Annotated in this window: 17 protein-coding genes; 8 read left to right on the forward strand and 9 right to left on the reverse strand. The window is 39.0% G+C overall.

Going from position 1 to position 20,882, the window contains the following annotated elements; all coding sequences use genetic code 11:
• Nucleotides 1–246: 246 nt before the first annotated feature.
• The 6 genes from H7254_RS08095 to guaA all read right to left on the reverse strand — a co-directional run bounded on the left by H7254_RS08095 (nucleotide 247) and on the right by guaA (nucleotide 8,089).
• Nucleotides 247–432: a hypothetical protein gene (locus H7254_RS08095; RefSeq protein ID WP_301932489.1), complete on the reverse strand. Its 186-nt coding sequence runs from the start codon at nucleotides 430–432 to the stop codon at nucleotides 247–249.
• A gap of 220 nt (nucleotides 433–652) precedes the next feature.
• Entirely contained in the window at nucleotides 653–2,032 is a 1,380-nt protein-coding gene (locus H7254_RS08100; RefSeq protein ID WP_301932490.1) for a c-type cytochrome, read from the reverse strand.
• Between the two features lie 52 nt (nucleotides 2,033–2,084).
• A complete protein-coding gene (locus tag H7254_RS08105; RefSeq protein ID WP_301932491.1) occupies nucleotides 2,085–3,737 on the reverse strand; it encodes an ATP-dependent DNA ligase in 1,653 nt (550 codons plus the stop codon).
• Between the two features lie 70 nt (nucleotides 3,738–3,807).
• The gene (locus tag H7254_RS08110) at nucleotides 3,808–4,839 is read right to left on the reverse strand and encodes a ligase-associated DNA damage response exonuclease (RefSeq protein ID WP_301932492.1); all 1,032 of its coding nucleotides are present in this window, start codon (nucleotides 4,837–4,839) and stop codon (nucleotides 3,808–3,810) included.
• Nucleotides 4,840–5,195: 356 nt separating this feature from the next.
• Complete coding sequence (locus H7254_RS08115) at nucleotides 5,196–6,419, reverse strand: ABC transporter substrate-binding protein (RefSeq protein ID WP_301932493.1); 1,224 nt, start codon at nucleotides 6,417–6,419, stop codon at nucleotides 5,196–5,198.
• 137 nt (nucleotides 6,420–6,556) lie between these two features.
• Nucleotides 6,557–8,089, reverse strand: coding sequence for a glutamine-hydrolyzing GMP synthase (gene guaA, locus H7254_RS08120; RefSeq protein WP_301932494.1), 1,533 nt, complete (start codon nucleotides 8,087–8,089; stop codon nucleotides 6,557–6,559).
• Between the two features lie 211 nt (nucleotides 8,090–8,300).
• Between guaA and H7254_RS08125 the strand changes: the two genes are divergently transcribed.
• The 6 genes from H7254_RS08125 (at nucleotide 8,301) to H7254_RS08150 (ending at nucleotide 12,166) form a co-directional block, all read left to right on the forward strand.
• On the forward strand, nucleotides 8,301–9,185 hold the full coding sequence (locus H7254_RS08125) for a DMT family transporter (protein ID WP_301932495.1): 885 nt from the start codon (nucleotides 8,301–8,303) through the stop codon (nucleotides 9,183–9,185).
• Nucleotides 9,186–9,300: 115 nt separating this feature from the next.
• On the forward strand, nucleotides 9,301–9,537 hold the full coding sequence (gene rpmB / locus H7254_RS08130; RefSeq protein WP_301932496.1) for a 50S ribosomal protein L28: 237 nt from the start codon (nucleotides 9,301–9,303) through the stop codon (nucleotides 9,535–9,537).
• A 49-nt stretch (nucleotides 9,538–9,586) separates the two neighbouring features.
• Nucleotides 9,587–9,769 (forward strand): 50S ribosomal protein L33, encoded by a 183-nt coding sequence (gene rpmG, locus H7254_RS08135; RefSeq protein WP_229760836.1) that lies wholly within the window; start codon nucleotides 9,587–9,589, stop codon nucleotides 9,767–9,769.
• Nucleotides 9,770–9,868: 99 nt separating this feature from the next.
• Nucleotides 9,869–10,039, forward strand: coding sequence for a DUF4295 family protein (locus H7254_RS08140; protein ID WP_301921126.1), 171 nt, complete (start codon nucleotides 9,869–9,871; stop codon nucleotides 10,037–10,039).
• A gap of 145 nt (nucleotides 10,040–10,184) precedes the next feature.
• Nucleotides 10,185–11,153 (forward strand): signal recognition particle-docking protein FtsY, encoded by a 969-nt coding sequence (ftsY, locus tag H7254_RS08145; protein WP_301932497.1) that lies wholly within the window; start codon nucleotides 10,185–10,187, stop codon nucleotides 11,151–11,153.
• 158 nt (nucleotides 11,154–11,311) lie between these two features.
• A complete protein-coding gene (locus H7254_RS08150) occupies nucleotides 11,312–12,166 on the forward strand; it encodes a S1 RNA-binding domain-containing protein (RefSeq protein ID WP_301921124.1) in 855 nt (284 codons plus the stop codon).
• 72 nt (nucleotides 12,167–12,238) lie between these two features.
• On the opposite strand, the gene H7254_RS08155 is transcribed toward H7254_RS08150, so the two are convergent.
• On the reverse strand, nucleotides 12,239–13,597 hold the full coding sequence (locus tag H7254_RS08155) for a GH1 family beta-glucosidase (RefSeq protein ID WP_367875427.1): 1,359 nt from the start codon (nucleotides 13,595–13,597) through the stop codon (nucleotides 12,239–12,241).
• 436 nt (nucleotides 13,598–14,033) lie between these two features.
• On the reverse strand, nucleotides 14,034–16,496 hold the full coding sequence (locus H7254_RS08160) for a TonB-dependent receptor (RefSeq protein ID WP_301932498.1): 2,463 nt from the start codon (nucleotides 16,494–16,496) through the stop codon (nucleotides 14,034–14,036).
• 164 nt (nucleotides 16,497–16,660) lie between these two features.
• On the opposite strand from H7254_RS08160, the gene rimO reads away from it, so the two are divergent.
• Complete coding sequence (gene rimO / locus H7254_RS08165; protein WP_301921122.1) at nucleotides 16,661–17,968, forward strand: 30S ribosomal protein S12 methylthiotransferase RimO; 1,308 nt, start codon at nucleotides 16,661–16,663, stop codon at nucleotides 17,966–17,968.
• A gap of 442 nt (nucleotides 17,969–18,410) precedes the next feature.
• Nucleotides 18,411–20,006: a bacillithiol biosynthesis cysteine-adding enzyme BshC gene (gene bshC, locus H7254_RS08170; protein ID WP_301932499.1), complete on the forward strand. Its 1,596-nt coding sequence runs from the start codon at nucleotides 18,411–18,413 to the stop codon at nucleotides 20,004–20,006.
• Nucleotides 20,007–20,184: 178 nt separating this feature from the next.
• Here the strand turns inward: bshC and purE are convergent, their stop codons facing one another.
• Nucleotides 20,185–20,700 carry a 5-(carboxyamino)imidazole ribonucleotide mutase gene (gene purE, locus H7254_RS08175; protein ID WP_301932500.1) on the reverse strand — a complete coding sequence of 172 codons (516 nt, stop codon included), beginning with the start codon at nucleotides 20,698–20,700 and terminating at the stop codon, nucleotides 20,185–20,187.
• Between the last annotated feature and the right edge of the window lie 182 nt (nucleotides 20,701–20,882).

Raw genomic sequence — 20,882 nt, forward strand, 5'->3', positions numbered from 1 at the left:
CATTTTTAGTTTCCGGATGTACGATGTAGTATTCCTGCACAACGTATTACTCATAAATATCTTTCTTTTCGCCTTCATATTTGTGGGCAGTGCCGGGTGATAAAACTTCAATCACCAGATCTTGTACACCCACCAAACCTTTCGGTTCAATCAGGCTGAGATTGCTGTTGGCGATAAAAATTAAATCGGGTTGAAAAATATTACGCTTTGAAAAATGAACATCGTACGGAGCTATTCTGATTTGTTCTATATTTTTTTTCGTGGGTAAAGCAACAGTTCAATATTTATTTCATTCAGAATAAACTGGTGTACATCCAATGGTACAGGGCTCATAACTAAATTATTATTAATTAATTGGCAAGAAGTACCTTCTGGAAGATTTTCCCAAACTTCATAAATTGTTTTGGGTAAATGTAAGGTGGTCGTGTTCATAACTATTTATTTATTGTAAGTTACGAAACGATTTATAATTTTTAATACCCTCTATAGGGTTATGTAGTGTGCACTAATTTAAGCAGGGTTGACTGGAAAGTTTAACAAAATATGTTGCGCTTGCTTCGCTTTGATAAAAGCTTTATTGAAATACAAATTTTTAAACGTGCGACGCCACTGAAGCTCAATCAGGGTTACTGGCTGGTGACCAAAATATTTTTTATAAAGTTTTCAAATATTCAATTACGTTGCGGCGCTCTGCATCGGATAATTTGTCGCCAAAATAATGTCCTTCATTACTAAATCCTTTTTGCGTGGTGTTGTATACTTCATTGTTGCCGGGCTCATTTTTTGTTTCGTATTTGTACCCTGGTATATCATAGTTATAGACAATCCGCGTAAAATCCCTTTTCCAGTATTTAGGTCTTTTTTTACTATTTAAAAGGGTTTCCAAATCGGGCACAGATCCATTGTGTAAGTAAGGGGCTGTTATCCAGATGCCATCCAGCGGCGGTGCAATATAGCCACGGTAAGGCACCAGCTTTGCCGGATGATCGCCGGTGCTGAACCAGCTATTGTTAAACCAGTTTACCATTTGCGGATTGCTGTAATTGGCTGTGTACAAAGCAGAATCTGTTTTGATGATTTCTTCCGGTATCAGCAGGTTAGGGTAACTCACACTATCGCCATAACTGCCATGACATTTTTTACAGGTGGCCGAAAAAACCGCCTTGCCCTCCGAGGCCATGGCGGTATTGATAGGACCAGGAAATTTTGGTGGTTGTATGGAATTGATGTAGGCGAGCACATCATTAAAATGACTGTCTACTTCGGTGGCTTCGGTAGTATCAGATACGGTTAGTAAGTTGCTGCCCATTAAAAATTTACCGAAATCTCCCCGGCCAAAACCATTGTAAAACATGGCATTCTTTTTCTTAAGTAACCACCAGGCAGGTACATCTGTGGGGATCATTTCTGTTGGCAGTGTAAACAAACTTTTATCGCTCCACTGCAGTGTTTTAGCATCTCTGTGCGATACCAGCAATGCCGCCAGTGCATCTGCGAGGTTAACGCCTTTTGTGCTGGTGACGAGTTGGGGCGAAACCGCTTTGAGGGCGTCGATAAAACTTTTTGCCGCCTCATACTTTTTAACGTTTGTGCCTTGCAGATTTTTTAAAAATTTTTCGGCAAATAATGCCGTTCCCTGCCGGTTTATGGTAAAATCGCTGAGCGAATTACCAAGACCAACAATTAATTTTCCATCAAAAACCTGGGCATGGCATTGCAGGCAATTGGGTGCTACTACCAGCTCTCCGTTGGGTGCCTTTACGGCTGTAAAATTATATGCAAGATTTTTATTGTTACCATCCCGCTGCAAAAAATTGCTGGTGTCTTTAGCAGTTCCCATTAAAAATAAATTAAAGGGAATACCACTTTTTAAATAATCGCCGGTGGTTAAATATTTATAGCCTGTGGCGGCATTGCCAGATCTTTGTTTGCTGGGTTGTATAAATTCCGGGCTTTCTTTTAAATGTTTGCTGATGGTAACAAAGGCAAAACCTGAAGCCACCAGCAATGATACAATTAGTAATTTTTTCATAACATTTTTACAGTTTTTATACAGGCAACAATTGCCATTGAAAATAAGCCTTTTATAACTCGCCTGCCTCAACAACGCCGCTTTGCTGGTTATAAATTGTCAACATATTTTTAAGGTCGTCCAAGGTATTTATCTCTTCGGTTTTTTTGTCTGTACGCCAGCGGTTCATTCTGGGAAAGCGCAATGCCACGCCGCTTTTATGGCGGTTGCTGGCAGCGATACCTTCAAAAGCGATTTCAAAAACAAGTTCAGGTTTTACGGTACGCACGGGCCCAAATTTTTCAATTGAATTTTTTTTTACAAAACTGTCTACCTGCGCAAATTCTTTATCGGTAAGTCCAGTGTAGGCCTTGGTAAATGGTACTAGTTTATCGCCATCTTTTACAGCAAAAGTATAATCGGTGTACAGGTTGCTGCGTCGGCCATGTCCCTTTTGTGCATAAATCATTACCGCATCAATTGTGAGCGGATCAATTTTCCATTTCCACCAGTCGCCCCTCTTACGGCCCGCCTGGTAAGGCGAAATTTTTCTTTTTAGCATAATGCCTTCGCTGCCCATCTCCCTCGATTTTGCACGTATATGACCCAACTGCTGCCAGTTTGTAAATGCAATAACAGGTGAAATATGCAGTGATGGATCATTGGTGTTTGCAATTACCTGTTCCAGCAAATCCCTTCTTTCTGCCATAGATTTATAGCGGATGTCTTCGCCATTGAACTCCAGTAAATCATAAGCGATGAAGCCTACAGGCGCTGCTGTTAATTGCTTTTTTGTGATTGTTTTTCTTCCTATTCTTGTTTGTAAGGCTGCAAAAGGTAAAGGTTTAAAGGGGTCTTCTTTTGCGGTGGTTGAAAGGCTGATAATTTCGCCATCTATTACGGTGCCTTCCTGTAACTGATCTTTAAAATTATTGTACTCAGGAAATTTTTCGGTAAGCAATTCTTCTCCACGGCTCCATACAAAAAAGTTGTTGTCGCGTTTAATGATCTGTCCACGAATGCCATCCCATTTCCATTCTGCCTGCCACAGTTTTTCATCTTCCAACTTTGTTACATCTTCATCCACCGCATAAGCGAGGTAAAAAGGATATGGCTTCGAAAAATCAGTTGCAGCAACGGTCTCACTCAACAAGTTTTCAAAAGTAGTTATGGCAGGATTCCAATTGCCTGAGATGCGGTGAGCAATTACAGATGCCGCAACATTTACCGATTTTGCCAAGGCTTTTACCATCATGGTTTGCGATACCCCGATTCTAAATCCTCCGGTGATGAGTTTATTAAAAACAAATTTTTCATTGCGGTCCATTTGCTGCCAGCTACTGGTGATGAACTGTTTTTTTACCAGCTCATCCTGTTTTTCAATGCGGATAAATGTTTCCAGGTAAAACGATAAGGTATGTTCTGCAACAAAATTATTTTCGTTCTCAGGTTCCGGCAGTAATAGTGAAATTGTTTCGGCCAGGTCGCCTGCCGTGTGGTAGCATTCATCAAACAACCACGGTGAAATGCCCGTTAGTTCCATACACCAGGCTTTTAAAATGGTTGAGTTAATAATACGCTTCGGACGTCTGCCGCTGAAAATGGCAATTACCCACACTTTATCTTTCTCAGCTGCTACCGCAAAATAATCCTGCAATGCCTGCAGCTTATCATTTGTTTTGGTGCTGGTGCCAAGAACGGATACGAGTTTTGCAAATTGTTTCATAATCAATTTAAAAATTAAACTTTGGCTCCCGGTAACATAAAAGGCGGAACCGGCCGGTAATTATCAATTATTAATTATTAATTATTAGTTCCTCATTATCCCCCAGCGCCTTGCTACTTTCTTCCTCTCCGCCATATTCTGTTTTTACCTCGCCTGCTTCAATAGCATGCTCATTTAAGAAGCGACTGAATGCAGCCTGAAAGCCGTGAGTGGCAAATACTTTTTGTGCGCCAGTGGCTTTAACCGCCTCCAGTAAACCGTTCCAGTCTGCGTGGTCACTTAGCGCAAAACCTGCGTCGGTATTGCGTCTTCTGGCATTGCCTCTTACCTGCATCCAGCCACTGCATACTCCTACGCTGTAAGGGTAAAATTTTTTCATCCAGGGCGTACCATCGGCGCTGGGCGGTGCTATTACGATGTTACCTGCCAGTTGTTCTTTGGGAGTATCTGGTTGAACCCTCTGTACTTCGGGTAATTTCCATCCGCTATTTACCAATGCCTGGTGAACATTCCATACTGCGCCATGTACAAAAACCGGCAAACCAATTTCGGCGAGTGGCATAAGCACCCGTTGAGCTTTACCCAGGCTGTAGGCAATCAGCACGCTGGTTTTTTTCTGGTTGTTATTTTGAGCTACCCAGTTTTTAATGTCTTCAAAAATGGCAGCCTGTTTTTTCCATCTGTAAATGGGTAAACCAAAGGTTGATTCAGTGATAAATGTATTGCATTGAACGGGCTCAAAAGCGCCGCTGATCCCATCATCTTCGGTTTTATAGTCGCCACTTGCTACCCATACATCTCCATGGTATTCAACCCGTATCTGTGCAGAACCAATGATGTGGCCTGCAGGATGGAGGGATACTTTTACACCGTTTATAAAGACAGGTTCATTCCAGTCTACGCTTTCATAAACATTGTCGCCAAGGCGTAATTGTAATAATGGTTTGGTAAGGTGATGGCACAGATAGTACTTACTTCCCCAACGGGCATGATCACTATGGGCATGGGTTATAACCGCTTTGTCCACCGGCTTCCAGGGGTCAATGTAAAAGTTACCCTGCCTGCAGTAAAGACCTTTGTCGGAGAATTCAATTAGCGGCATTTTTTAATTAAAAATTTAGAATTAAAAAATATAAATGGATTAAGATTGATGCGGATTTTTTTTAAACAAATGAAAATTAACCAGTGTAAATACACATCAATATTTTTATTACCACTGTTTATGACTACTGCATTTTTTATCAAAGTACTTTACTTCTTTCCACTTTATACCGTTTTTTGCAGGTAAATGACAGCCTGCATACGGTACCTGTTTACCGGGCAACTTTAATTTATTATGAGTTACACTTTTTTGAATTGTCCATCTTTCTTATTACAAACAGTACGGGATTATGTTTGACACGATACAGTAAAAATAAAAAATGTTAAAAGTGGTTTTAAATAAAACAAAATATTAAACTACCAGGCTTTGGAGATGCTGCCATTCATGATGCGTACAAAGTATACATGTTTATTTTCAAAATAATCCGGTACAGGTGCATCTTTTTTTAGTAGTACCGGCCTGAAATTATAATCAGTAATTAGTTTAAATGATTTTTCATTGAGGTGATTGATTACCGTGCCAGGGTAGGTTGTAACCAGTTTTGTAAAAAGCCAGGTACACTCAAATCCCTTAAAAGCCATATCCGTAGCCCGGGCTTTGTATTTTTTCATGTAAACAGAGTTTACCATTTTACTATATTCATCCCACTTGGTGTTAAAATAAGGAGTTGTAAAAAATACAGGAAAATCTACAAATACATCTTTATTCATCAGTGCTTTAAAATTATCCCAGTTGGGCATGCCCAATAAAGTAATTGGATAACTCTCATGTATCTGGTAACATGCTTTGGTAAGTTTGGTAGCAAAGGTTTCATCCAGCGAACCGCCAATGATCACGGTTTGCCGGTTGCTATCCAACCTGTTTTTTAACAAGCCGGGCGAAACGATGCTATCAAAATTTAAAGTCTGTATATCCAGCAAAGGTTTGCCATCCTGTATATTGATCATCTTAAAATATGCAGCCACCTTATCTTCCTGCGGACCCTTTTGACGGCAAAGAAATATTTTGTCTGTACCATGGTTTTGAACCAGATAACTAAAAATGGCTTCGCAATGGGCTTTTAAAGTAGAATTGACAATTACGAGAAAAGGATTGGCTGTAATCCCTCCATCATTGGGATACGTGGCCGAAATAAATGGGATACTTTTTGTAAGGGCAAAATCTGCCAGTTGTTTAAACTCCACGTCTTTTACCGAACCGATGAGGATGTCAAGATTGTCCAGCTTTTTTCCGGCAATGAGTTGGGGTATTGTTTTAGTATACGATTTGGTATCATAAATAAATGCCTCTACATTGTCATTGGTAAGTTTCATAGAGTCCAATGCAATCTGCGCTCCATGTATAAATTCAAGACCCGGCGTCATAAATTTGGGGATGGCATCTGTAAAGCGGATGGCGCCGGTACTGGTAAAAATCGTATCTAAATAAAGCGGGGCAAAAATTCCAACACGATAAGTCTTGAAAACCGGTGTAGTTTCATTTTGTGCAGCTGAGGATAAAGTAAAACAACTGAAAAAAATGCATAAAATCAGCATTGCCCTTGCACCAAGCGCTGTTTTTTTTACCCTGTATTTTTTCATATCCTTTGCTTTAATGTTCGATCTTCCTACTGCTGAATTGCTGATTTTTTTCGTTTTTTTTGAGGTATACTAATCCCTGTGATCATTTGAATTTTAAAAATTCAAGCATCATAAATCCTACAGCTTGCTTAGTCGCATCATTCCCACTCAATGGTTGCCGGAGGCTTACTGCTGATATCATACACCACCCGGTTAATACCTTTTACGTTATTGATGATTTCATTGGAAATATCCGCTAAAAATTCATACGGTAAATGTGCCCAGTCTGCCGTCATGCCATCTACAGAAGTAACCGCCCGTAACGCTATTGTAAATTCATAGGTTCTTTCATCACCCATTACACCCACGCTTTTTACCGGTAACAAAATAGTTCCTGCCTGCCACACACTGGAATAAAGAGCTGCTTTTTTTAATCCATTGGTATAAATGGCATCAGCATCTTGCAATAACCGTACCTTTTCTTCCGTAATATCTCCTAAAATACGGATACCCAAACCCGGCCCGGGAAAGGGATGACGAAACAGCATGTCGTGCGGTAAACCCAGCTCAACACCTACTTTTCTTACTTCATCTTTAAACAAAGACCTGAGCGGTTCAACCAGCGATAACTTCATCGTAGCAGGCAGGCCACCCACATTATGGTGCGATTTAATGGTCATCGAAGGACCATGTACAGCCGCAGATTCTATCACATCCGGATAAATAGTACCCTGACCTAAAAAATCAATATTCTCAATTCGTTGGGCTTCCTGGTCAAATATTTCTATAAACCCCCCGCCAATGATTTTTCTTTTTTCTTCGGGATCTGTTTTGCCCGCCAGTTTGGTATAAAAATGTTCTTTGGCATCAATGCCTTTTACATTCAGGCCCAGTTGTTCATACATTTTCAGTACTTCTCCAAATTCATTTTTACGCAGCAACCCGTTGTCTACAAAAATGCCGAATAAATTTTTTCCAATGGCTCTGTGAATCAGCGTGGCTGCCACGGTACTGTCAACACCGCCACTCATGGCCATGATGACCCTTTTATTGCCAATCTTTTCTTTTAACGCAGCTACTGTATCACTGATAAAGTGCGCAGGTGTCCAGTCTTGCGAGCAACCGCAAATATCCACCAGAAAATTTTTAAGAATGGTTTTACCTTCCGTGCTATGGTAAACTTCCGGATGAAACTGCAGGCCGTATAAAGGGTAACCCGCGCTGCTCCGTACAAATGCCGCCACGGGAATACTTTCTGTAGTGCCCAAAATATCAAATCCTGCGGGAAGTTGTTTCACTGTATCACTGTGGCTCATCCACACCTGGCTGTTGGGCAACACATTTTTTAATAAAATATCTTCTTTCAAAATTTCAAGCCTTGCCCGTCCATATTCTCGTTTGTCGCTTTTTTCCACCTTGCCGCCAAATAGTTTTGCCGTAAGCTGGGCGCCGTAACACACACCCAGCACAGGTAATTTTGCAGCCAGCGCTTCAATATCCACTACAGGGGCATTGGTTTCATTTACTGAAAAAGGTGATCCCGAAAGGATGATCCCTTTTAATTCAGGGCCAAATATAATTTCCTTGTTATAAGGAATTATTTCGCAATAAACATTTGCCTCTCTTACAGCCCTTGCAATTAACTGTGTGTATTGAGAACCAAAATCGAGTATTAAAATTTTTTCCGTCATGTGGCTGCGAAGGTAAATAATTACTGTATCTGCCCAATAATATTACCATTTTGGAAAAATAAATAATTGGGATCCGGGCAAAAACAGCCATGATCGGCATCGTTGCATCGCCCTCTTTTACCGCATACCTTTTTGGTACGCCTTCCATTTTGTACTACCTCTTCAACTGCCTGTTACGGGTTGTAATGGCAAACCTTATCTTTGTTCCCGAATGAAAAAAGCTTTTGTCCAGTTGCATATTGCCGTTTTTTTAGCAGGTTTTACAGCTATTCTGGGCAAACTTATCGGTTTAAACGAAGCACTGCTTGTTTGGTATCGCCTGTTGATAACAGTACTTACGCTGGGCCTCATTTTGTTTTTTAGAAAGCAACTGCAACGCCTTTCTTTAAAGGATGCCCTGAAAATAGGCGGTGTAGGTTTGGTAGTTGCCCTGCATTGGGTAACATTTTACGGAAGTATAAAATATGCCAATGTTTCTGTTGCATTGGTTTGTCTATCGGGTACCGGTTTCTTTACCGCTTTTTTTGAGCCGCTTATTTTTAAAAGAAAAATAAATATCCGGGAAGTTTTGCTGGGCATGCTGGCCATTGCGGGTATTTATATCATTTTCGATTTTTATCCGCAGTTTAAAGTAGGAGTTATTTTTGGTATAGTGTCAGCTGTAGGAAGTTCCCTGTTTCCCATTTTTAATAAAAAACTACTGGTACGTTTTAATCCTGCTACGCTTACTTTATACGAACTGGGGGGCGGGTTTTTATTTTTATGCCTGTTTGTCCCATTTTATTTAATGCAGTTTCCGGCGGCTTATTACCTGCCCACTACTTCAGACTGGCTTTGGCTGCTTGTGCTGGCCTGGCTGTGTACGGTGCTTTGTTTCGATTTGCAACTGAATGCCTTAAAAAAAATTTCCCCCTTTACTGCCAACCTCACCTATAATCTGGAGCCGGTGTATGGCATCATCCTGGCTTTTATATTTTTTCATGAAAATAAATCTTTCACGGGGCATTTTTACATCGGTGTCGGGCTAATTTTGCTGGCAGTTATTTTGCAAATGGGAGGGCTTTGGTATACCAGCAGAAGAATTGTGGCGCAATAAAAAGTGTTTTTTAAATAGAAATAAATTAATTGCAACGGGCAATTAAAAAAAAACAATCTTCATCCGTCAAAAATCAAAAATCTTCCCTACCTTCGCCGTCCAAAAAATTAGTACAATGGCTAGAGTATGTCAGGTAACAGGTAAGAAGCCTATGACGGGTAATAAAGTGTCGCATTCAAACATAAAAACCAAGCGTAGGTTTTTGCCTAATTTGCAAACCAAGCGCTACTTTTTAGCTGAAGAAGATAAGTGGGTGACCTTGAAAGTTTCTTCAGAAGCTATCAGAACCATCAATAAAAACGGACTGTTTTCAGTTGTAAAACAACTAAGGGCAGCAGGCGAAAAAATTTAAACCCACCCATTCTCTTTTGAAGGGGACGGGTAAAATAAAATAAATTACAATGGCAAAGAAAGGTAACAGGGTTCAGGTTATTTTGGAGTGTACTGAGCATAAAGCCAGTGGCAAACCAGGTACCAGCCGCTACATTACAAAAAAGAATAAAAAAAATACGCCTGAGCGTTTGGAGTTGAAAAAATTCAACCCGATTTTAAAAAAAGTAACGGTACACAAGGAAATTAAGTAATTCCTGGATGTGCAAATACGAAAATGTGAAAATGGGATTGTACATTAGGTTCATACGTTTTCAGATTTTTAAATTTTCAAATTTTCAAATTAAATAGTCATGGCAAAAGCAGCTAAAACAGCGATTAAAACCAAGGACCAGAAAGCAGCATCAGATGCTAAAAACTGGACAAAAGTAATAAGGGCACTCCGTAGTCCTAAAACCGGTGCATACACTTTTAAAGAGTCTATCGTTCACAAAGACAAGATTAAAGAACATTTAGGTCAATAAATTAAATGTATCTGTATTAATATATTCAAGCTGTTCTGATTAATATCGGAACAGCTTTCTTAATTTTACCCAAATCGACCAGCGATTCAAGTAGTTTTATCTTATAATAATCAATAAATAAATACTCTTTCGGGAGATAATATGCATGGGACTTTTTGATAAACTCTTCGGAAAAAAACAGCAGCAGGAAACATTAGACCAGGGCTTGCAAAAAACCCGGGAAGGGTTTTTTAGTAAAATAACCAAGGCAATTGCCGGTAAAAGTACAGTAGATGAAGAAGTACTTGACAACCTGGAAGAGGCTTTGGTAGCAGCAGATGTGGGCATTGAAACCACCGTTGAAATAATTAGCCGTATAGAAAAACGCGTTGCAAAAGATAAATATCTTAACACCAGTGAATTAAATTCAATCCTTAAAAAGGAAGTCACGGATATTCTGGTATCATCCCCATCAGATACAAGTTATGCGAATTACGAGTTGCCGGCTGGTCATAAACCGCATGTGATTTTAGTAGTGGGCGTAAATGGGGTGGGTAAAACAACTACCATCGGAAAACTGGCGCACAACTTTTCCAGGGCGGGTAAATCTGTTTTATTAGGTGCCGCAGATACCTTCCGAGCCGCAGCGGTAGACCAGTTAACAATCTGGAGCGAACGCACCAATGTGCCCATCGTAAAAAAGGAAATGGGCAGCGACCCTGCTTCTGTTGCCTATGATACTATAATAAGCGGGGTGGCAAAAAATGTAGATGTGATTATTATAGATACCGCAGGGCGCTTACATAACAAGGCTTACCTGATGGATGAACTGACAAAAATAAAGAGGGTCATTCAGAAGGTGATACCGGAAGCACCGCATGAAGTAATGCTGGTATTGGACGGCAGCACCGGGCAGAATGCGTTGGAGCAAGCCAAGCATTTTACCGCCGCTACAGATGTAACCGCTTTAACGATTACGAAGCTGGACGGCACGGCAAAAGGCGGTGTAGTACTTGCGATAGCGCACCAGTTTAAAATACCGGTTAAGTTTATTGGCGTGGGCGAAAAAGCTACAGACTTACTGGTTTTTGATAAGTATCAGTTTGTAGAAGGATTGTTTGCCCCGATTGCGTAAAGAAAATGATGCCCCAACACTCATTATAAAAATCGGGACCTGGTGAAGCGTAGTGATCTAAAAAAAAACTACTCAGCACGCAGATTTTTCATATTATTAATCAGTCTGTAATTTGACTGTATTATTACTTATTAATTATTAATTATTAATTTATTTCAATGGTAGAAGTTGGCAAATACAATCTCTTAAAAGTAATACGGGCAGTGGATTTCGGCGTGTACCTCGATGATGGTGCGGAGGGTATTTTGTTGCCTAAAAGATTTGTGCCAACAGCTACTGCAATTGGCGATGAGTTAAAGGTATTTTTGTATCATGATGGCGAAGACAGGTTGATTGCTACTACGCAGGAACCCAAAGGTGTATTGGATGATATTGTAAAACTGCGGGCAGTAACCGTTACTCCACACGGCGCATTTTTAGATATGGGTTTGATGAAAGATATTTTTGTTCCAAAGAGCAAACAAATATTTGATATGAGGGTAAATGGAGATTACCTGATAAAAATTTACCTGGATGAACAGACCGGTCGCATTGCAGCTACCGAAAAGCTGGAACCTTTTTTAAGCAACGAAGAGCTCACTGTTAAAGAACTGGAAGTTGTTCATCTGATTGTTTATCGCCGCACAGATATTGGCTATGTATGCATCATCAATAACCGCCACACAGGAGTATTGCATTTTAATGAAATTTATCGCAACATTGGTGTGGGAGATAAGTTTAAAGGCTTCATCAAAAAAATATATCCAGTAACCAACGACAAGGACGACCGCTTTCGCATTGATGTAGCAGCAGGACAACCCGGCTATAACAGGGTAGAAGACGAAGCGGGAAAAGTGTTGCGCTTACTGGCAGAGAACAATGGTTATTTACCCTACAACGATAAAAGTAAGCCGGAAGATATTTATGATTTCTTCGGGATGAGCAAGAAAACTTTTAAAATGACGACCGGAAATTTATATAAGGAAAGAAAAATTTCTTTTGAAAAAACAGGAATAAAGTTATTGGAAGGGTAGTGATAAGGGTGAATTGTGAATGGCCCATGATAGTGTCCAACATTCACTATTCATCATTGAAAATTCAAGCCTTTATTGTAAAAAATCTCTCCACCAGTAACCGGAGTTTTTAATGGTGCGTAATTGTGTTTTTAAATCAACATGTACCAAACCAAACCGGGGATGGTATCCTTCACTCCATTCAAAATTATCCATCAGCGTCCAGGCAAAATAGCCTTTAATATTTACTCCTTCTTTTTTTGCTTTTAACATTGCTTGCAGGTGCTGGTTAAAATAATTAATTCTGGCCCTGTCATCGATGATTCCATTTTTTAATTCATCTTTAAATGCCGCACCATTTTCTGTAATCAGTATTTCTTTCACCCCGCCATACAACCATATTTTTTTTATAGTGCGGTAAAAACTATCAGCATTTATTTCCCATCCCATGGCAGTGACCGGCATTTTTCTTACCGTTGCTTTAACCTCTGTGGCCTGTATAATGGGTATGTAACTATTGTGCTTAACCACAACCGGAAAATAATATTGCAGCCCGATAAAATCAAAATCAAAATGCAGGCGCTCTGTGTACTTCCAGGTTTTATTGTGCAGCTGTAATTTTTCTAAAAATTTAAAGGAGTCATCAACAGGATATCCTTTACCCAGCGCCGGTTCTATAAACAAACGATTCATTAAAATGTCAATCCGGTTGGCGGCGGCAAGGTCTTCTTTTTTATCAGAATAAGGAATAACCTGCGAGCAGGAAAATGTGGTGCCAATATGGGCCTGTTCCACCAGCCTGCGGATAATTCTTCCACCCTCTGCCTGTGCCAGGGCAGCATGATGAATGGCGGGCAAAAAATTACCTAATCCTTTTTTACCGGGAGCATGTTTGCCCAGCATATATCCCAGCGTGGTAAATCCAAACGGTTCATTTAAAATTATCCAGTGTTTCACTTTACTGCCATACGCTTCTGCACAAATAGTTACAAAACGGCTAAACCATTTGTTGATAAAATAATTTGTCCAGCCACCTTTGTTTTCAAGCTCCTGCGGAAGGTCCCAGTGGTAAAGGGTTACATAGGGTATCAGCCCCAGTTTAAGGCATTCATCAATTACCCGATGATAAAAATTAATACCTTCTTTATTAATTTTACCGGTGCCATCCGGCAGTATTCTTGCCCAGGAAATGGAGAAACGAAAAAGCGAAAATCCAAGTGCTTTTACTAGCAAAAGATCGTCTTTATACCGGTGATAAAAATCGCATGCAGTGGTTAATTTAGCAGCACCTTTTATTTTGCTGCCGTTTTTAGTAAAACTATCCCAGATGGATTTGCCTTTGCCATCTACATCCGTAGCACCTTCATTTTGTGCGGCCGCAATAGCAACGCCCCATTTAAAATTTTTACCAAAATCTTTTGCAGTTATAATATCGTGTGGGATGCTCAGTATACTGAATTATGATTTTGCAAAATTGGAGTTTAAAGGCCCACTTTAGTATTACCCTTGTGTTAACTTTTTTGATGAGCGATCCGGAGGGTCATTGTAAAATTATATAAATGAAGTATTTTTCTTTCCATAAATAGTAAAATCATCTACTGATCACTTTACTGGTGCTTAATTTTTTAGCAGCAAATTACTTCTATCTATAAGTACCGCTGAACGAAAAAAGGGTGCAGCAACAACGCTTCGGATAGCCGTAGAATATTGGTAAAAATATCCAATAAAAAATAACAACAGTGGCGTTAATGCATAGCCTGTGTATACCTGCACGCCCGGCATCAAAAAATATCATTGATTACATTAAGGGGAATATTACTTATGTGTTGCTGGTAAAATTTAGGTTGAATGATCCTACAGGGTAAAAAATATTTCTTAACAATCGTAATTAATTTGCATCAAGTAAACCATTTGATGAAGTGCGTTTTTTTTCATCTTCATTTCCGGTAGCATGGCCGCGGTCTTCCTTTATTTTATTGCTGCCGAACCGGTAGGTAAAATTCATTCTAAACTGCTGACTTTCCCAATGGCTGTGGGCCAGGATATGTGTTCCGCCGTAATTACTTTCCGCATTCCATTGTAGGGTATGAAACAAATCGGTATAACTGAATTTTACACTGGCTTTATCATGAATTAACTTTTTTTGTATACCGATATCCATGTTGAGATAAAAACGGGTTTTAAAAGTGCCAGCCGAAACGGAAGGACTGGTATAGTAACCAGAAATTTCGCCCGAAAATCCATTACCCATTTTAAACGTTTGCCGGGCATATAATCCAAAAGTGGTAACGTTAATGTTTACTATTTTAGCATTACCAAAATTTGCATTGTATTTGCTGTTGTACAAATCAACAGAAGTATACGCATCCCACCATTTAGTAATTTTAAAAGGCAACGAAAAATTGATGCTGGCAATATTTTGGCTGGCTAAATTCTTTTTGGTAATAAACACCCTCGTTTTTTCAGTAGTGTCAATTATAAAAGTACTAAAATCTTTTACCTGGCTATAACCAATCGTAGTAGTAAAACGCGATTTATAGGTATGTGTTAATTGAAAGCTATTGCTGTACTGGGATTTTAAAAACGCGTTGCCTTTTATAGAAGTCAATTCATCTACCCTCGATTCAAAAGGATTCAAATCGTTGTAATTGGGTCTGTCTATACGACGGCTATAATTAAAACTGAATGAATTTTTTTCGTTTGATATAAACGATAAACCTGCACTGGGAAAAAGATCAGTGTAATTACGGTTAGTCTGTTCATCAGTTTGACGCATTCCATCAGCTCTAATTAGCAAGCTTTTACTGGATGTGTTTTCTACCCGTACGCCTGCCGATAAATTTAATTTTTTATTGAGTGGTGTAGTATAATTTATATACCCTGCCAAAACATTTTCATTATAAAAAAATGTATTGCTTTGGTTCAAATCAATATAATCCTGGTTGTTTATTACATTGTACAAATTAAAAACATTATTAGTTTTTACGAAGCTGAATTTTACGCCTGCACTTAGCTGTCCTTTTTTATAAGGCATTGCATAATCAATCTTCTGAGTATTGATGGTAATGTTGATGGGGGTGTTGTTGCGGTAATTTTTTTCGTACAACAATGTTTCCGGAACCGGTGTGTAATACTGATTTGGCTGATAGCTGGATTTACGGCTGTTGTAAAAACCATGGTCTACATCAATATTTATTTCATGTCCGGTAGTATCTGCATAACGGTAATTTACATTGAAATTTACATTTTCTGTTACGCCGGGAATGGTATTGGTGGCATACAATATCCTATCTGTGATGCCTGTTTTTGCCGAAATACTGGGTGTACGGGATTGACTGAAAACAGTATTATTACTAAAGTTTCCTGTAAAAATAATACCAAGGGTAGATTTTTTAGATGCAAAAAAATCGGCACCGGCTTTTATGTTGTGCGACCATCCTGTAATATTCTGTAAGTTTTTCTGATCGTATATGGTGTCGTTTTGTAACCTGTATAAGTTAAATGTGTTGTCGTTATTGCTCCAGTTATTATTGTAGCTACCAAAGATATTTACTTTGCTGTTTCTGTAGTTTAACCCAAGCGATGCATTGGTTTTAGGATTGATACCTACGTTTAATCCTGCCGACGCAGAACCATTAAAACCAATGGTATTATTTTTTTTAAGTTTGATGTTAATGATGCCGGCATTGCCCGATGCATCATATTTTGCAGAAGGATTACTGATCATTTCAATGGATTCAATATCCGAAGATGGAATGGATTTTAAATAGCCGGCAAGCTCCGCCGCATCCATTGGTACAGCCCTGCCATCAATATAAACACGTACCCCGTTTTTGCCTCTCAAACTAATATTATCATCCTTATCCGTTAATACGCCCGGCGATTTCTGAAGCAGTTCAAAAGCAGTGCTGCCGGTAGCATTGATACTGTTTTCAACATTAAAAACGGTTTTACCTGCCGTTACTTTAATAATATTTTTTTTATAATTGTCAGTTACAGTTACATCCTGCAATCTTTTATTTTCAATAAGTAAAACAAGAGCCGGCACGGTTACAATTTCATTTTCGCCCACACTAAAAAAAGAAGTTGATATTTTTGTATAACCAGAAAAAGAACACCGGATAAAATATTTACCTGCGCTCACCTGGTTAATTTCGTAATCGCCTTTGTCGTCAGCAATTGCGGTTTTAATTAAAAGGCTGTCAGTAAAGCGATATAATAAAATAGTTGTACCGCCAGGTGATTTGCCTGCAGCATTACTTATATGACCATTAATGGAAGAAAGCTGGGCGTAAAGATTACATACTGAATAAATTGTAAAAAGTACGGAGAGCAGTAGTTTTGGCATCATTACTTATTGCTTGAACAGCCGTGAAGATAATGAGTATTATTAAATTTATATTATTTTATTTGTATGTTTTTTAAGTTGTATTTGTTGCGGCTGATTTAAAAGTTTTTTCGTTATTGATAGCTTCGGGTACTCCGGCTAAACTGCTTACCTTTGCCAACATTTATATGAAGACAAAATCGTTACATAAGGATAAGGTAAACATCATTACGCTGGGTTGTAGTAAAAATATGGTGGATAGCGAAGTGTTGAGCGGGCAGTTAATTGCCAATGAAATTGACGTGGTACATGAAAGCGGAAAAAAAGACCACAACATTGTTATAATAAATACCTGCGGTTTTATTGAAAAGGCAAAGGAAGAAAGCATCAATACTATTTTAGACCAGGTTGACTTAAAACGCAGAGGTAAAATAGATAAGGTATATGTAACCGGATGCCTCAGCGAAAGATACAAAAATAATTTAGAGGCCGAGATACCAGAAGTGGATGCGTACTTTGGTACCATGGAATTGCCCATGATGCTGAAACAGTTTAACGCAGATTATAAGGCCGATCTTATTGGCGAAAGACTGTTATATACGCCACAGCATTATGCTTATATGAAAATAAGTGAAGGTTGCAACCGTACCTGTTCCTTTTGCGCTATTCCTTTAATGCGGGGGAAGCATGTTAGCAGAACGATTGAATCGCTGGTAAATGAGGCCAAAAGTTTGGTTGACAGGGGCGTAAGGGAAGTAATGCTGATAGCACAGGAACTTACTTATTATGGGCTTGATATTTACAAAAAAAGAGAACTACCCAAACTATTAAATGCCCTTGCAGATGTAAAAGGACTGGAATGGATCAGACTGCATTATGCTTACCCATCTAAATTTCCGATGGAGATTATTGATGCAATTAAAGACAGGGAAAATATTTGTAATTACCTGGATATGCCTTTGCAACATGCAGCTAACAATATGCTGAGCCTGATGAAGCGGCAGATTACAAGGGAAGAAATGGAAGACTTGATTGGTGAAATCCGCAGCCGCATTCCGGATATTTGTTTGCGCACCACTTTGATAGCTGGCTTTCCGGGTGAAACAAGGGATGATGTGGAGGAGTTAAAAATCTTTTTACAAAAAATGCGTTTCGACAGAATGGGTATATTTACCTACAGCCACGAAGAGGGAACCAGTGCCCACAGTATGATTGATGATGTACCGGCAGATGAAAAAGAAGAAAGGGCACAGGAAATAATGGAAGTGCAGCAGGAAATAAGCCTGGAAAAAAACCAGGAAAAAGTAGGTAAAATATTTAAAGTGCTGATTGATAAAAAAGAAGCGGGACGCTATTTAGGCCGTACAGAATTTGATAGTGTGGAGGTAGATAATGAAGTAATCATTGAATCTAAAAAGAAATTAACCATCGGTGATTTTGTACAGGTAAAAATTACCAAAGCATACGATTATGATATTGAAGGAGAAGTAGTATAAGTATATTTGTATAAGTTAAAAATATTTTTACGGGATTAGTTTATGCTGATATTGAATCAACTAACTCTGAAGATGTGACGTTGGCCAGGAAGCATGTTATTGGCGAAGACGAAATTATAAGGTTGCGCCTTATTTTATCGCTTGACAGCGCTGCTTGCAGGATGGCATTAATGAAACCATTCAATCTCAGTTAGAGTTTTCTTTTGTAGAAAAGCGAAAAGTACAGATGGCCGTGTGGTAGAATACGATGTAGCAGGGCCGGTAAATGTAAAATTTGTCAATAGAAAAGCAACCTGTATTGCATTTGTTTTACCGGAGATAGTGAACTTCTTTCAGGAGCTATACCCAAGAAAGGAATGGATGTATTAATTCAGCGGCAGGAGTTGATCGTAACCCCCGGACATCCCAATTATGAGGTTTTAAAAATGAAGTAGATTATTAAATGGATACCACAGCACAATTCATTCCTTACGGACACACAGGTTACTTTTCAAAAATGGTAACAGATTACATTGCTGCAGAAAAAACGTTGCAACCATTTTACAGCCATCCTGTTTCAATCGATGGAATAAAGGCAGCCATTGAACACCGCAAATTATTTGCTACCGACCGGCCTCTGCTGGTTGAAATATTAAACAATCAATATAAATATACTGCGTTAACCGAAAAGCAAAGTAACTACCTGCAACTATTAAGCAACAACAACACTTTTACAATTTGCACGGCACACCAGCCCAATATATTTACGGGGCATTTGTATTTTATTTATAAAATTTTACACGCTGTTAAACTGGCCGAAGAATTACAAACCGCATTACCTGAAAATAATTTTGTTCCTGTTTATTATATGGGTAGTGAAGATGCCGATCTGGATGAACTGGGGCATGTTTTTATTAATGACGAAAAATTTGAATGGGCCACAAAACAAACAGGTGCGGTTGGCAGAATGATTGTGGATAAAGCTTTGATACAATTGATAGACACCATTAGCGGTCAATTATTAGTTCATCCTTTTGGTGCTGACATCATTGGTTTGATGAAAGACTGTTACCAGTTGGATATAACTATTGAACAGGCTACTTTTAAATTGGTGAATGCATTGTTTGCACAACACGGGCTGTTGATATTATTGCCTGATAATGCCATGGTAAAAAAGGCTTTTGCCCCGGTGATAAAAAAAGAATTAATTGAAGGATTTTCGCACATGGCGGTGCAACAAACAGTGGAACAATTTCCGGCAGAATATAAAGTGCAGGCAAGCGGAAGAGCCATTAATTTATTTTACCTGCTGGATGATAAGCGGGAAAGAATTGAACAGGTGGGAACTGATTTTTTAATTGTAAATACCGATTTAAAATTTACCAAATTACAACTGCTGCAGGAACTTAATGATTATCCCGAGCGCTTTAGCCCCAATGTAATTTTAAGACCTGTTTTGCAGGAAACGATTTTGCCTGATATTGCTTTTATTGGCGGTGGGGGCGAAATTGCTTACTGGCTGGAATTAAAAAAAGTATTTGAAGCAGCACAAGTACCTTACCCCATGCTGATTGTTCGTAATTCATTTTTGATTATCACAAAACAGTTGCAGGCAAGTGCTGAAAAACTACATTTTAAAAATGTGGATTTGTTTGCATCCCAGCTGGATTTAATTAACCGGTTGGTTAAAAGAGATAGTACAGAACAGTTGAACCTGGAAAAAGAAAAGAAACAAATTGCCGCATTGTATGATCATATAAAAACAGTTGCAGCCAATATCGATGCTACATTGCAAAAACATACCAGCGCCCTGCAGACAAGAGCGATTGATAAAATTACGGGGCTTGAAAAGAAAATGTTAAGGGCCGAAAAAAAGAAATTTGAAGCACAGCAAAGACAACTGGTAAAATTAAAAATGCAATTATTTCCAAACAATAATTTGCAGGAACGTGCAGACAACCTGATGCCTTATTATGCCAGCTGGGGCAACGGATTTATCGAAATGATTTACAATCATTCCAAAGGACTGGAGCAGGAATTTGGAATGATCCTGGAATAATTTTTCAAAGTATTTTTACGCACATACGCTTAGGAAAAGTTCAGCAATGGTTTGCTGTAAAAGAGTGCGACGCCTGTGAAGCTCCTTTTAGCTGCTGTATTTAGCCAGGCCAAAAAAACTTTTTTAAATAATTTTGCATGCATACCGGCAAATTAGCAGATCAGCCCATCTATTCTTTTTATGTATCAAACTCATTAGTAAAGCCGAGGTACTTTACATTTTTTACACTTTCCATTACAATATCATCCTGGTATTCTTTGTACGCTTCTAATTTACCCGCAATGGAAGTATCATGAAGGGCCAGTATCTGAGCGGCAAGAATACCTGCATTTTTGGCACCGTTTAATGCAACTGTTGCTACCGGTACACCATAGGGCATTTGTAAAGTTGATAAAATTGAATCCCATCCGTCCAGCGAATTGGATGATTTTACAGGTACCCCAATTACTGGTAAAATTGTTTGGGCAGCTACCATGCCCGCTAAATGCGCAGCCCCGCCCGCCCCGGCAATAATTACTTTTAGGCCTCTTGCTTTTGCCTTAGTTGCATATTCACGCAAACGTTCCGGTGTACGGTGGGCCGACACAATGGTCAACTCTGGTTCAACTTCAAACTGGCGCAGCATTTCGGCCGCCCCTTTCATAATTTCCAGATCGCTTTCGCTGCCCATTATAATACCAACAAGAGGAGTCATGCTTTTTAATTTTACGCAAAGAAAGGCAAAATAATAAATAAGGCAGTTTGTTATTTTAAAAATTATTGTTGAAACATTGTATTAATATTTACAAAATTGCCAATCAATAACATTTGAACGATCAATCGTATATATTTTTACCGTTGTTGTATTGTAACTTTATCTGCTGGTAAAACCAGTTA

Source organism: Ferruginibacter sp. (assembly GCF_014377975.1).
Lineage (GTDB): Bacteria > Bacteroidota > Bacteroidia > Chitinophagales > Chitinophagaceae > Ferruginibacter.

What these genes read in the sequence shown, in the direction of transcription:
- H7254_RS08095 (WP_301932489.1), bottom strand. Translation starts at nt 432, where the DNA reads ATGAACACGACCACCTTACATTTACCCAAAACAATTTATGAAGTTTGG.
- H7254_RS08100 (WP_301932490.1), bottom strand. Translation starts at nt 2,032, where the DNA reads ATGAAAAAATTACTAATTGTATCATTGCTGGTGGCTTCAGGTTTTGCC.
- H7254_RS08105 (WP_301932491.1), bottom strand. Translation starts at nt 3,737, where the DNA reads ATGAAACAATTTGCAAAACTCGTATCCGTTCTTGGCACCAGCACCAAA.
- H7254_RS08110 (WP_301932492.1), bottom strand. Translation starts at nt 4,839, where the DNA reads ATGCCGCTAATTGAATTCTCCGACAAAGGTCTTTACTGCAGGCAGGGT.
- H7254_RS08115 (WP_301932493.1), bottom strand. Translation starts at nt 6,419, where the DNA reads ATGAAAAAATACAGGGTAAAAAAAACAGCGCTTGGTGCAAGGGCAATG.
- guaA (WP_301932494.1), bottom strand. Translation starts at nt 8,089, where the DNA reads ATGACGGAAAAAATTTTAATACTCGATTTTGGTTCTCAATACACACAG.
- H7254_RS08125 (WP_301932495.1), top strand. Translation starts at nt 8,301, where the DNA reads ATGAAAAAAGCTTTTGTCCAGTTGCATATTGCCGTTTTTTTAGCAGGT.
- rpmB (WP_301932496.1), top strand. Translation starts at nt 9,301, where the DNA reads ATGGCTAGAGTATGTCAGGTAACAGGTAAGAAGCCTATGACGGGTAAT.
- rpmG (WP_229760836.1), top strand. Translation starts at nt 9,587, where the DNA reads ATGGCAAAGAAAGGTAACAGGGTTCAGGTTATTTTGGAGTGTACTGAG.
- H7254_RS08140 (WP_301921126.1), top strand. Translation starts at nt 9,869, where the DNA reads ATGGCAAAAGCAGCTAAAACAGCGATTAAAACCAAGGACCAGAAAGCA.
- ftsY (WP_301932497.1), top strand. Translation starts at nt 10,185, where the DNA reads ATGGGACTTTTTGATAAACTCTTCGGAAAAAAACAGCAGCAGGAAACA.
- H7254_RS08150 (WP_301921124.1), top strand. Translation starts at nt 11,312, where the DNA reads ATGGTAGAAGTTGGCAAATACAATCTCTTAAAAGTAATACGGGCAGTG.
- H7254_RS08160 (WP_301932498.1), bottom strand. Translation starts at nt 16,496, where the DNA reads ATGATGCCAAAACTACTGCTCTCCGTACTTTTTACAATTTATTCAGTA.
- rimO (WP_301921122.1), top strand. Translation starts at nt 16,661, where the DNA reads ATGAAGACAAAATCGTTACATAAGGATAAGGTAAACATCATTACGCTG.
- bshC (WP_301932499.1), top strand. Translation starts at nt 18,411, where the DNA reads ATGGATACCACAGCACAATTCATTCCTTACGGACACACAGGTTACTTT.
- purE (WP_301932500.1), bottom strand. Translation starts at nt 20,700, where the DNA reads ATGACTCCTCTTGTTGGTATTATAATGGGCAGCGAAAGCGATCTGGAA.